Source organism: Ensifer sp. WSM1721 (genome assembly GCF_000513895.2).
Classification (GTDB): Bacteria; Pseudomonadota; Alphaproteobacteria; order Rhizobiales; family Rhizobiaceae; genus Sinorhizobium.
The window spans coordinates 3,390,699-3,403,512 of sequence record NZ_CP165782.1; the positions used below are offsets into that span (position 1 = coordinate 3,390,699).

Annotated in this window: 11 protein-coding genes; 6 read left to right on the forward strand and 5 right to left on the reverse strand. The window is 63.1% G+C overall.

Features of this window, described 5'->3' with window-relative positions; all coding sequences use genetic code 11:
* Positions 1-9: 9 nt before the first annotated feature.
* Genes M728_RS16295 through M728_RS16315 form a run of 5 tightly spaced genes read right to left on the reverse strand, consistent with a single transcriptional unit; the run spans position 10 to position 5,248 of the window.
* On the reverse strand, positions 10-1,083 hold the full coding sequence (locus tag M728_RS16295) for a Gfo/Idh/MocA family protein (RefSeq protein WP_026622452.1): 1,074 nt from the start codon (positions 1,081-1,083) through the stop codon (positions 10-12).
* Entirely contained in the window at positions 1,080-2,099 is a 1,020-nt protein-coding gene (locus tag M728_RS16300) for a Gfo/Idh/MocA family protein (protein ID WP_026622451.1), read from the reverse strand. The genes M728_RS16295 and M728_RS16300 overlap by 4 nt, the downstream gene beginning before the upstream one ends.
* A 21-nt stretch (positions 2,100-2,120) precedes the next feature.
* Positions 2,121-3,008 (reverse strand): carbohydrate ABC transporter permease, encoded by an 888-nt coding sequence (locus M728_RS16305; protein WP_026622450.1) that lies wholly within the window; start codon positions 3,006-3,008, stop codon positions 2,121-2,123.
* The gene (locus M728_RS16310) at positions 3,001-3,957 is read right to left on the reverse strand and encodes a carbohydrate ABC transporter permease (protein ID WP_051441002.1); all 957 of its coding nucleotides are present in this window, start codon (positions 3,955-3,957) and stop codon (positions 3,001-3,003) included. Before M728_RS16310 ends, M728_RS16305 begins: the two co-directional genes overlap by 8 nt.
* Before the next feature lie 4 nt (positions 3,958-3,961).
* Positions 3,962-5,248, reverse strand: coding sequence for an ABC transporter substrate-binding protein (locus M728_RS16315; protein ID WP_026622448.1), 1,287 nt, complete (start codon positions 5,246-5,248; stop codon positions 3,962-3,964).
* A gap of 213 nt (positions 5,249-5,461) precedes the next feature.
* On the opposite strand from M728_RS16315, the gene M728_RS16320 reads away from it, so the two are divergent.
* The 6 genes from M728_RS16320 to M728_RS16345 all read left to right on the forward strand — a co-directional run bounded on the left by M728_RS16320 (position 5,462) and on the right by M728_RS16345 (position 12,310).
* Positions 5,462-6,133, forward strand: coding sequence for a TetR/AcrR family transcriptional regulator (locus M728_RS16320; RefSeq protein ID WP_026622447.1), 672 nt, complete (start codon positions 5,462-5,464; stop codon positions 6,131-6,133).
* 123 nt (positions 6,134-6,256) lie between these two features.
* Positions 6,257-7,405: a Gfo/Idh/MocA family protein gene (locus M728_RS16325; protein ID WP_026622446.1), complete on the forward strand. Its 1,149-nt coding sequence runs from the start codon at positions 6,257-6,259 to the stop codon at positions 7,403-7,405.
* Between the two features lie 3 nt (positions 7,406-7,408).
* The gene (locus M728_RS16330) at positions 7,409-8,572 is read left to right on the forward strand and encodes a dihydrodipicolinate synthase family protein (RefSeq protein ID WP_026622445.1); all 1,164 of its coding nucleotides are present in this window, start codon (positions 7,409-7,411) and stop codon (positions 8,570-8,572) included.
* Between the two features lie 8 nt (positions 8,573-8,580).
* Positions 8,581-9,999, forward strand: a complete 1,419-nt coding sequence (locus M728_RS16335; protein ID WP_026622444.1) for an enolase C-terminal domain-like protein — start codon at positions 8,581-8,583, stop codon at positions 9,997-9,999.
* Between the two features lie 20 nt (positions 10,000-10,019).
* Complete coding sequence (locus tag M728_RS16340) at positions 10,020-10,844, forward strand: sugar phosphate isomerase/epimerase (RefSeq protein WP_026622443.1); 825 nt, start codon at positions 10,020-10,022, stop codon at positions 10,842-10,844.
* Positions 10,845-11,008: 164 nt separating this feature from the next.
* Positions 11,009-12,310 carry a Gfo/Idh/MocA family protein gene (locus M728_RS16345; protein ID WP_026622442.1) on the forward strand — a complete coding sequence of 434 codons (1,302 nt, stop codon included), beginning with the start codon at positions 11,009-11,011 and terminating at the stop codon, positions 12,308-12,310.
* Positions 12,311-12,814 lie beyond the last annotated feature (504 nt).

The window sequence follows — 12,814 nt, forward strand, 5'->3', positions numbered from 1 at the left end:
GCTTTCGCCCTATCTCGTATTCGCGCGCCAATTAGCGTATTTCGGGCTCTCCGGCCCGATCGGCAGCGATATTTCCTGCCCCGTATCGGCGGACTGGTAGATCGCGGTGACGAGTTCCAGCGCCTGGCGCGCGTCCTTCGTCGTAACGGGGAGCGGTCCCCTGCCGCTGAGAAACGCGTGGAAATGCGCCATCTGGGTGGTGAAGCGTGGCGCGACCGGCTGCCAGTCGCCGATCACCTCGTCGATCCGCGCCTGCACCGCCGCGTTGGCGGCGATGATCTTCCAGGGATCCTTGCCCGGTGCATAGGGCTCGTGGCTGCTTTCGAAGGTGACGTTCTCGAAATGCAGGCGCAGGCGGCTGATCTGCTCCTGCGAGCCGAGCGTGCAGGAAAGCGACACGAAGGCGCCGTTTTGCATGAGCAGGCTCGCCGAGGCGCAATCCTCCACCTCGATGTCGTTGACCCGCGTCGCCACCCGCCCGAACACTTTCGAAACGGGGCCGAGGAGATGCAGCATCATGTCATGCAGGTGCAGCGCGTGAGTGACGAGCACGCCGCCGAGTTCCGTCTCCCACTTGCCGCGCCAGGGGACGGCGTAATATTCCGGGGTGCGCAGCCAGAAAGTCTCGACCGACCCGACATAGGGCTTGCCGGCGATGCCGGCCTCGATGATCCGCTTCGCCTTCTCGATGCCGTCGCCGTAGCGATACTGAAAGATCGGCATCAACACGCCTTTCACGTGTTTCTCCGCCTCTATGATCCGGTCGACGCCCTTGAGCGAGCCGGTGAGCGGCTTTTCGCAGATCACGTGCTTGCCGGAAGCAAGAGCATCCAGCACCTGCTCCAGATGGATGCCGGGCGGCGTGCAGATATCGATAATCTCGATCGTCTCGTCGGCAATGAGTTCCTTGAACGAGGTCGTCCGCTTCTCGATGCCGAATTCGTCGCCGACCTCGTTCAGCCGCTCCTCGTTCAAATCGCAGAGGGCTTCGACGCGGAACTTGTCCGGATGCGGCAGATAGCCCTCGACGATGTGCGACCGGCCGATGCCGCAGCCGATGACGGCGACTGTCTTTACACTCATGTCAGATCTTCCCGGTTCTGTTCGGCGAGCGCCTGGGCGGAAAGGGCAAGCTCCATCGCCTTGAAGCAGCGTTCCTGCGGCATGGCCGTTTCGGTCCTGTCGCGGATGTCGGCGAGGAGCTGGCGACCGAAAGGCAGCTCGACGGCGGAGCAGTCGATATGTTGGACGCCGTTTCGGTCGGCGAGGAACAGATGATTGCCGCCCTCGCGCCCCGCGAGATCGACGGTCTTGCGCACCTCGATCGTGCCGGTCGTGCCGACGATGAAGAGCCGACCGTCGCCCCAGGTCGGCATGCCGTCCGGGGTGAGCCAGTTCACGTGGATCATGCCGGTGGCCCGGCCCGTCGACAGATGGATGTTGCCGGTATCCTGCAGCTCCGGCCTGTCGGGCACGCTGAGGTTGTCGACATTTGCCGAAAGAATGGTCGCGTCGCTGGCGCCGGTGAAGAACAGGAACTGCTCGCATTGGTGCGAGGCGATGTCGGTCAAGATGCCGCCATAGTCGGCGCGGCGGAAAAACCAGTCGGGCCGCGTCTCGCGGCGGAGCCGGTGCGGACCGAGGCCGACGAGATGCACGACCTCGCCGATCGCGCCGGCGGCGACGAGCTCGCCGGCCTTGACCGTCGCAGGGCTCTCGAAATGTTCTGAATAGAGGATCGAGAAGATGCGTCCCGTCTCGGCCTGGACGCGGCGCACCTTGGCGAGCTGGTCGAGGCTCGTCATGCCCGGCTTGTCGACGAGCACGTCCTTGCCGTGCTGCATGGCACGGATCGCCAGTTCCGCCCGCTCGGCTGAAACGGCGGCCGAGACGACGAGGCCGATGCTCTTGTCCTCGAGGATTTCCTCGAGTGTCGTAATACGCGGCGCATCCTTGTAGACGCCCGTGAATTCCGCGGCCAGCGCATCGTCCTTCTCGTGGAAGCCTACGAGGCGGGCGCCGGCCCTCAGCAGGCAGTTGACCTGGCCGTAGATGTGGTTGTGGTTGAGCCCGACGGCGGCGAAGCGCAATTCGTCCATGGGTAATCTCAAGCTCCGTGGTCAGCGTTTCATGCCGGTGGTGGCGATGCCTTCGATCAGAAGGCGCTGGAAGAACAGGAAGAAGAAGAACACGGGGACGAGCGACAGCGTCGACATGGCGAAGAGGCCGCCCCAGTCGGAGGTGCTGCTCGAGTCGACGAAGGTCCTGAGGCCAAGCTGGATCGTGTAGGTGTTCATGTCGTTCAGGTAGATGAGCGGCCCGAAGAAATCGTCCCAGGTCCAGATGAAGGAGAAGATCGCCGCCGTCGCCAGAACGGGAAGCGAGAGCGGCAGCATGATCTTCCAATAGATGCGCCACGGACCGCAGCCGTCCATCATCGCCGCCTCGTCGAGCTCGCGCGGAATGCCGCGGAAGAACTGCACCATCAGGAAGATGAAGAAGGCGTCGCTCGCGAGGAACTTCGGCACGACCAGCGGCAGGAAGGTGTTCACCCAGCCGAGATTGAGGAAGAGCACATATTGCGGAATGAGCGTCACGTGATAGGGGATCATCATCGTCCCCAGCATGATCGCGAACCAGAAATTGCGGCCTGCAAAACGCAGGCGAGCGAAGGCGTAGGCCGCAAGCGAGCAGGCGACCACATTGCCTATGACCGTCAGCACGGAGACGACGAGCGAGTTCCAGGTGAAGCGCCCGAAGCTCACGTCGAGCCCGAACCAGCCGCGCACATAAGAGGCGAAATCGACCGACGAAGGCCAGAGCGAGGTCGAGGCGAAGATCTCGTCCTCCGGCCTGACGGAAGCGGAGATCATCCACAAGAGCGGATAGACCATGGCGATCGACGCAGCGATCAGGCCGGCGTGGATGAGGACCGATCCGACGGGGCTACGACGGCCGGGCGGTGCAGATGGTGGGGCGGTTACCGAGCTCATGGTCGCATCAGTCATCGTAGTGCACCCAGTAACGAGAGGTCAGGAACGAAAAGGCCGTGAACAGGCCGATGATCAGCACGAGGATCCAGGCGAGCGCCGAGGCGTAGCCCATGCGGAAGTTCCCGAAAGCCTCCTGATAGAGATAGAGCGTGTAGAACAGCGTCGAATTGATCGGCCCGCCGGTGCCGCCGGAGATGATGAAAGCGGGGGTGAAGGCCTTGAAGGCGTCGATCGTCTGCACCACCGCATTGAAGAAGATGACCGGCGTCAAGAGCGGCAGCGTGATCTTGTAGAACTGCCGGAATTTGGACGCTCCGTCGAGGCTTGCCGCCTCGTACATGTCGGTCGGGATTTGCCTGAGGCCGGCGAGGAAGATGATCATCGGCGAGCCGAATTGCCAGACGCTTAGGACCACCAGCGTCCAGATCGAATAGTTCGGATGCGAGATCCAGCTCGGGCCTTCGATGCCGAACTGGGCGAGCAGGCTGTTGATCAGGCCGTCGCCGGCAAAGAGCTGCCGCCAGAGCACGGCGATCGCGACGCTGCCGCCGAGCAGCGACGGCAGGTAGAAGAGCGCGCGGTAGAAGGTGAGACCTTTCACGCCGCGGTCGAGAAGAAGGGCGACGAGCAGCGCGAAGGTGAGCTTGAACGGCACCGACAGCACGACATAGAGAAAAGTCACCTGCATCGCGGCGGCGAATTTCGGGTCGGCCGTCGCGATGCGGACGTAGTTGGCGGTTCCGACCCATTCCGGCGTGCGGATCAGGTCGAAGCTCGTGAAAGAGAGATAGAGAGAGGCGATGGCAGGCCCGAGCGTCAGGCCGAAGAAGCCGATGAGCCACGGCAACAGGAACATGTAGCCGGCGCCGTGCTTCGTCCAGAGGCTGGCCCAGCGGCCCTGTGCGGCGGGGCGCGCCTGGGCGCCCCCACCGATCGCGACAGCGGAATCCTGCACAGCCGCCATCTCCTTAGCCTCGCGACAGGATTTGTGTGACCTCGTTCACCAGCGTCTCGCCGCCCTGCTTCGCGTCGAGCTGACCGAAGGCCACCTGCTCGGCGACACTACGCAGAGCCAACTCCGCCTCGCCGGCGCCCGACGGAGGCGGCGGCGGCAGGTCGCCGACGAGCGATCCGAGTCCGGAGACATAGTCGAGCGCAGCCCGCCCGAGTTCATCGAGCGACGGCGCGAGCGCCTCGCGCACGGAGGCCGATTCCGGCACGCCGCGTTCGACTCCGAGGATCTTGGCCGCTTCCGGATCCTTGACGAAGAAGTTGACATATTTGGCGCCGAGTTCCGGGTCGCTGCTCTTGGCCGATACCGAGAAGAACATCGATGGCTTGCGGTAGTGGCCGCCCTTGGCATCCTTGTTGATCAGCGCATGGCTTTTGAGCACGATCTTGTCTTTGTTGATCGCCTGATAGCCGACGAGCTGGTTGGAATGGGCGTAGGACGTCGCCGCCTTTCCGAGCGACAAGGGACTCGTCTCGATATTGAACTGGTCGAGCGCCTGTATATCCGCCGGCACGCAGGCCTTGTCCTCGCGCATCTTCTGCCACATGGCGAACCATTCGGCGCCGTCGTTCGCGTCATAGGCGATCTTGCCGTCCGCGGTGAAGAGCGCCTTGCCGCGCTGGCGAAGCCAGTTTTCGAGGAGCGGTTCGACACCGCTGCCGTCCGAGAGGCCGAAATAGCCCTTGCGCTTTCCGGCCTTGGTGATCTCGACACCCATGCGGGCGAGTTCTTCCCAGGTGGTCGACGGCGTCGGCAGGTCGACGCCGGCTTCCTCGAAGGCGACCGTATTGACCATCATCGCCGTCGAATTGGCGCCGAGGCTGATGCCGTAGAGCTTCCCGTCGACGCTGCCGCCCTTGATCTGCACGTCGTCGAAATCCTCGACTTTCAGCACCGAGCCGAGATAGCTGTCGAGCGGTGCGAGCGCACCGCGCCGGGCGTATTCGACGATATAGCGGTAGTCCATTTGGATGACATCGGGCGCATTGCCACCGGCAACCTGGGTTGCCAAGCGCGGCCAGTAGTCGCTCCAGCCCAGAAATTCACCGTTGATGTCAACGCCGGGATTCGCCTTCTTGAAAAGCTCGCTCACCTTATTGGTGCGGTCGGCGCGGGTCTGCGATCCCCACCAGAGCAGGCGTAGCCGCGCCTCCTGCGAAAACGCGCGCGGCGCGAACGCCGCGTAGGAAAGAAGTGCCGCTCCTCCTGCGAGCACCGTACGTCTGCTGATGCGATGCGTCATTTGTTCCTCCTCCCTCGGGAGCGCCTCCACAACGCTCCGTGTCATCGTCGTCTTGTTGAGTCCTCTTGCATTAAATAACTAATTGGTTACAAATTATGGGCAAGCAATGATCGTGTCAAGCACTTGTGTGAAATGCTGTCATTATCTTGTAATGTATCTTTACAAAGCCGCATCGAGTGCCGCCAAAGGCAAGATGTGCCGGAGGTGCTGTGAATGGACAAGATGCAAGAGGACGTCAGGCGCAGGGCGGGCGGTCGTGCCGAGCGGCCCACGCAGCGCGATCCCGAGCGCACGCGCGCCTCGATCCTCGCCGCCGCCACGAAGGAGTTTGCGGAGAACGGGATCGGCGGGGCGCGGGTCGACGCGATCGCCGAGCGCGCGGGCACCAACAAGCGCATGCTCTATCATTATTTCGGCGACAAGGAGCAGCTTTACCTCGCCGTTCTGGAAGAGGCCTATGTCGGCATCAGAACGGCGGAAAAATCGGTCAATCTCAGTGACTTGGAGCCGGAGCAAGGCATAGCGGAACTCGCCATGTTCACCTGGAGGTATTTCCTGGAGCACCCGGAATTCCTGAGCCTGCTCGGCACCGAGAACCTGCATCGCGCCCGTTGGCTGCGCCAGTCGACGCGGCTCAAGGAACTGCATTCGCACTTCATCGGCAAACTGTCCGACTTGCTCGACCGCGGCAAGGCGAAGGGTCTCTTCCGGGCGGACATCGACCCGCTGAACGTCTATCTGACCATCGCGGCGCTCGGTTATTTCTACGTCTCGAACCAGTACACGCTCTCGACCATCTTCGGCCGCGACCTCATGGACGAGGCCAATATCGAGGCCTGGGAGCGTCACATCGTCCACGTGACCCTGGCATCCATCAGGCGCTGAATCGATCCGATGTCGTTTTTTCTGTTGACAAGTGTGTTTTTCGTCTGTCACAAAGTAACCGTTTAGTTACTGGCTTGGGAGGGCTGGTCCGCTCCCTTGGAAAGCCTGGCAGGAGGAGACCGCATGCCGCGTTTGGGGATCATATTGCACGGCGTCACCGGCCGGATGGGATATAACCAGCATCTGGTGCGCTCTATTCTGGCCATCCGCGATCAGGGCGGGCTAACGCTCAAATCCGGTGAGCGGCTGGAGATCGATCCGATCATTGTCGGGCGTAACCGCGACAAGATCGAGCAATTGGCCAAGCGTCATAACATCGCTCGCTGGTCGACCGACCTCGACGCCGCACTCGCCGATGCAAACGATCAGATATTCTTCGATGCCGGCACGACGCTGATGCGTGCCGAGCTGATCGGCAGGGCGCTCGACGCCGGCAAGCACGTCTATTGCGAGAAGCCGATTTCGGATGATCTGAGGACCGCGGTGAAGCTCGCCAGAAAGGCGCGGAGCTCAGGCCTCAAGCACGGCGTGGTGCAGGACAAACTGTTCCTGCCCGGCCTGCGCAAGCTCGCGCTCCTCCGGGACTCCGGCTTCTTCGGAAAGATTCTCTCGGTGCGCGGCGAATTCGGCTACTGGGTCTTCGAGGGTGACTGGGGCGTTCCGGCGCAGCGGCCCTCGTGGAACTATCGCAAGCAGGACGGCGGCGGCATCATCCTCGATATGCTCTGCCACTGGCGCTATGTGCTCGACAATCTCTTCGGAGAGGTTAAGGCCGTCTCTTGCCTCGGTGCAACGCATATCCCGAGCCGCATCGACGAGCAGGGCCGCGCCTATGACTGCGACACCGACGATGCGGCTTACGCCACCTTCGAGCTCGAAGGTGGCGTGGTCGCCCAGATCAATTCCTCCTGGGTGGTCAGAGTGCGTCGCGACGATCTCGTCACCTTCCAGGTCGACGGAACGCACGGCTCGGCCGTCGCCGGCCTCACGAAGTGCTGGACCCAGCACCGCGTCAACACGCCGAAACCGGTGTGGAACCCGGATCAGCCGCAGACGATCGATTTCTATAAGACCTGGGACGAGGTGCCGGACACTCAGATCTTCGACAACGGTTTCAAGGCACAGTGGGAGATGTTCCTGCGCCATGTCGCCGAGGACGCTCCCTGGCCCTACGGCCTCGAGGCCGGCGCAAAGGGTGTCCAGCTTGCCGAACTAGGCCTCAAATCCTGGGCCGAGCGCCGCTGGCTCGACGTTCCGGCGCTGGAGTTCTGAGCCATGGTCAGCGTCTCTCTTCCCCTCGACGGCAGGCTCGTTCGCTACGAACTCAAGGGCCGGCCGGTTCCGCTCAAGCAACGTGATTCGGCGGCATTTCCGCGGGTCGCCTTCGCGGCGGCCCACGTCGTCGCCGATCCGCTGGCAGATAACGATCCGTGGCTGACGCCGGCGATCGATTGGGAGCGCACGCTTGCCTTCCGCCATCGCCTCTGGGATCTCGGGCTTGGCGTCGCCGAATCGATGGATACGGCGCAGCGCGGCATGGGGCTCGGCTGGCTCGAGGCGCGTGAGCTGATCCGCCGCTCGCTTGCCGAAGCGCGCGGCCGATCGGGGGCGCTGATCGCCTGCGGCGCCGGCACCGATCATCTGGCGCCCGGGCCGGACGTGTCGATCGACGATATCCTCAAGGCCTATGAGAGCCAGATGGAGGCGATCGAAGCCGAAGGAGGCCGCATCATTCTGATGGCGAGCCGGGCGCTCGCCGCCGCGGCAAGGGGGCCCGAGGATTATATCCGCGTCTACGACCGCGTTCTCTCGCAGGTGAAAGAGCCGGTGATCATCCACTGGCTCGGCGAGATGTTCGATCCGGCGCTCGAAGGCTATTGGGGCAATGCCGACCACATGGAGGCGATGAAGACCTGCCTTTCGGTGATCGAGGCGCATGCCGAGAAGGTCGACGGCATCAAGATCTCGCTCCTTTCCAAGGAGAAGGAGATCCTGATGCGGCGGCAATTGCCGAAAGGCGTGCGCATGTTTACGGGCGACGACTTCAACTACGCCGAGCTCATTGCCGGTGATGCCGAAGGATATTCGGACGCGCTGCTCGGCATTTTCGATGCGATTGCGCCGGTCGCCTCTGCGGCGCTCGAGGCGCTCGGCGAGGGGCGGAACGGCGAATTCTTCGAGCTGCTCGAACCGACGGTGCCCTTGTCGCGCCATATCTTCAAGGCGCCGACGCGTTTCTATAAGACCGGCGTCGTCTTCCTCGCTTATCTGAACGGCCTACAGGATCATTTCATCATGATCGGCGGCCAGCAGAGCGCCCGCTCGCTCGTCCATCTCGCCGAGCTCTTCCGTCTGGCGGACAAAGCCGGCGCTCTCGCCGATCCGGATCTCGCGGTTGCGCGGATGCAGCGCGTACTCGCCGTGCACGGTGTTGCGTGAGGCGCGGCATGAGCGAAGCGCCGCGTGTCAGGCTCATCGAAGCGGAGATATTTGAGCGTCCGGTCGATTTCCGCTTCCCCTTCCGTTTCGGGGCGGCGCGTGTCGAGCGCGCTCCACAGGCCTTCGTTCGGGTTCGGATTGTCGACCAGTCCGGGCGCTCTGCCGCCGGCTGGGCGGCCGAGATGATGATGCCGAAATGGTTCGACAAGAGCCCGACGCTTTCGCCGGACGACAATGTCGGGCAGCTTCTCACGTCGCTGCGTCTGGCGATCGAAGGGCTCAAATCCCAGTCCGCGAATACCGCCTTCGGCCTTCACGCCGCCGCCGAGGCCGATCATCACCGGATGGCGGCGAACGTAGGCCTTCCTGCGCTGGTCGCATCCTATGGCCTGGCGCTCGTCGACCGCGCCATCATCGACGCGCTGTGCAGGCTCGAGGCAACGAGTGCTGCCGCGGCCGTCAAGCACAATCTCCTCGGCATCACCGACGCAACCGCGCCCGATCTGGCGGGCTTCGATCTGCCGGGTTTTCTCTCGCGGATGGAGCCTTCGCCGCGCCTTGCGGTACGGCATACGATCGGTCTCGCCGACGCGCTTTCGGCAGCCGATATCGAGCCGGCGCAGCGACTGGACGACGGCCTGCCGCAGACGTTGGAAGAGGTGATCGCCGCCTATGGTCACCGCTATTTCAAGATCAAGGTGTCCGGCCGTCCCGAACAGGATGTGGAACGTTTGCTCGCCATCACGGCGGTACTCGACCGTGCCGTCGGCGACTACCGGACGACGCTCGACGGCAACGAGCAGTTCGAAAGTGCCGACGCCGCGGTTGAGCTCCTCGAACGTGTGCAGAGAGAGCCGCGTCTCGCAAGGCTCCGCCACTCGCTTCTCTTCTTCGAACAGCCGATAGCGCGGGCCGAGGCGCTGTCGCGATCGGTCGCCGCCGTAAGCGAACGAATACCGTTGGAGATAGACGAGTCCGACGGCGATGTCGGAGCGTTCCTGCGCGCCCGGGAGCTCGGCTATGCGGGCATTTCGTCGAAGTCCTGTAAGGGCTTCTATCGGTCGCTGCTCAATCGCGCCCGGGTCGAGAAGTGGAATAGCGCGATCGGCTCTTCCCGCCATTTCATCTCGGCCGAGGACCTGACGACCCAGGGCGGCATCGGCCTGCAGCAAGACCTTGTCCTTGCCGCCCTCGTCGGCGCCGGGCACATCGAGCGCAACGGCCATCACTATGTCGACGGCATGGCCGGCGCTCCGGCGAGCGAACAGGCCGCCTATCTCGCCGCCCATGGCGATCTTTACGAGAGCGGGAATGGCCGCGTGCGACTCGCGATCAAAAAGGGCGAGATCAGCTTTGCGTCCGTGTTGAAGGCGGTCGGTCTCGGCTCCGCGGTCGAGCCGGACTGGGCGGCTGTGTTGCGCTCATGAGAAATGGGGGAGGGAATCCAATGCAGGTCGAGGGCCTTTCGATCAATCTTGCGACGATCCGCGAGCAGTGCGGCTTCGTCGAGGCCGTGGATATCTGCCTCAAGCACGGGATCACGGCGATCGCTCCCTGGCGCGACCAGGTGGCCGCGATCGGCCTCGAGGAGGCGGCCCGCATCGTCAAGGCCAACGGGCTCAAGCTCACCGGGCTTTGCCGCGGCGGCTTCTTTCCGGCCGGCGACGCGGCCGGGCGGGAAAAGACCCTTGACGACAACAGACGCGCCATCGACGAGGCGGCGGAGCTCGGTGCGGATTGTCTCGTGCTCGTCGTCGGCGGCTTGCCCGGTGGGTCGAAGAATATCGATGCGGCCCGGCGCATGGTCGAGGAGGGCATTGCCGCGGTCCTGCCGCATGCCCGCGCGGCGCAAGTGCCGCTCGCGATCGAGCCGCTGCACCCGATGTACGCCGCGGATCGTGCCTGCGTGAACACGCTCGGCCAGGCGCTTGACATCTGCGAAATGCTCGGCCGAGGCGTCGGTGTCGCGATCGACGTCTATCATGTCTGGTGGGATCCGGACCTCGCCAATCAGATCGCGCGCGCAGGCAGAATGGAGGCGATCCTTGCCCACCACATCTGCGATTGGCTGGTCCCGACCAGGGATATGCTCACGGACCGCGGCATGATGGGCGACGGCGTCATCGACCTCAAAGGCATCCGGCGCCGGATCGAAGCGGCCGGTTTCCATGGACCGCAGGAGGTGGAGATCTTTTCGGCCGAGAACTGGTGGAAGCGTCCGGCCGAAGAGGTGATCGCCACCTGTGTAGAGCGTTATCGAAGCTGCTGTTGAGAAGGGTGCTCGGCTATGTTCCTTACAAGTCGGTTCGCCAGATTGCCGACGGTCGCCTTGACTTTGGTGAAATCTGATCGGTAACATGTATTATAAATTTACATGTCAGTATCGTTACCGCCGGTCGCGCGGCTTCACCCCAGACAGGATTGCGTGAGGAAATCATGGACAACAAGCGTCGCTTTGCGCTGGTCGGCATCGGCAATCGCGGAACCACCATGTGGGGCAAGGACCTTCTCGCCGGCTGGCGCGGCCATGTCGATCTCGTCGCCATTGCCGATACGAATTCGCTGAGGGCCGAGCGGGCCCGCACGATGATCGCCACCAATGCGCCGATCTACGGCAATGTCGACACGATGCTTGCCGAGGCGCGCCCGGATCTCGTCATCGTCTGCACCCCGGACGACACGCATGACGACATTGTCGTCAAGGCGCTCGAATCCGGCGCCGATGTCATCACCGAAAAGCCGATGTCGACGACCGTCGAGAAGATCCGCCGCATCCTTGATGCCGAGAAGCGGACGGGCCGCCGGGTGGACGTCTCCTTCAATTACCGCTTCGCGCCAACGGCGGCGCGCATCAAGGAACTGCTCGCCGCCGGCGAGATCGGCCGCGTCACCTCGGTCGACTTCCATTGGTATCTCGATACAAGGCATGGAGCCGACTATTTCCGCCGCTGGCACGCCTATACGGAGCGCTCGGGCAGCCTCTTCGTCCACAAGGCGACGCACCATTTCGATCTCCTGAACTGGTATCTCGACAGCGATCCGGACGCGGTCACCGCCTTTGCCGACCTGCAGATGTACGGCCGCAAGGGCCCGTTCCGTGGGCCCCGCTGCAAGCTCTGTCGCCACAAGGGCGAGTGCGACTTCTATCTCGACCTCGAAGCCGATCCGTTCCTCGACGCGCTTTACGAGGAACCCTCCGAAATCGACGGCTATTTCCGCGACGGCTGCGTCTTCCGCGAGGACATCGATATCCCCGACACGATGGTCGCGAATATCCGCTACCGCAACGACGTTCACGTCTCTTACTCGCTCAACACCTTCCAGCCGATCGAGGGCCACCACATCGCCTTCAACGGCACGAAGGGCCGGATCGAGCTGCGCCAGTACGAGGACCAGCCGTGGGAGACGCCGCCGGAGGATGTTATCCTGCTCGTCCGCAATTTCCCCGCGGGCACGCCGGCGATGGAGCGCATCACGGTGCCGCATTTCCCGGGCGGGCACTATGGCGGCGACGATAGGTTGCGGAACATGCTCTTTAAACCCGGCGCAAGCGACCCGCTCGGACAGCGGGCGGGCGCCCGCGCCGGCGCCATGTCCGTCCTCTGTGGCATCGCGGCACTTGAAAGTTCGCGCACGGGCAGGCTCGTGCGCCTCGCCGACCTGATGCCCGAATTGTTCGAGGATGAAGCGCAGCCGGTTCGTGAGGTTGCCGTACAATCGGCCGCCGCGCGTCGCTGACGGTGGAGCGCACATCTGGCCTCCGGCAAGCTTCACCGGGGCGAGAGCGCTCGATCTTGCAGGCAAGCTATACGACTGGGATCATGCGCAGTGCTTAGAGGCTCGTGCGGGTGCGAATGGCGTCTGCGACACAGCCGACGATGAGCCCGAGCGTGCCGGCGAGCAGCACGAATTTTCCTACATTAACCACCCCATCCCAATAGCGCACCGGGATTTCCGCGTAAAATGGACTTAGCAAGGCGGCGGGCCTAGGACGAGCAACGATATAACTGTGGTCCAGTAGGGGGAGAAACGCCGTGTGACTGCTTTCCAAATCGCGAGCAGCAACGCGGCCAGAAACAACGCATAGATAGAAATGATGAAGGCGTATTCGCTCCAAGTATCGACGTGTTCCATGTTCTTATTCCATGAACTGCAACTTGCGACAGCATACTGTGCAACAGTCGCAATGAATAGTAGCAGCGAACGCGGATCAGGAAAACGATGTGAGGTGTGCCGCCCACA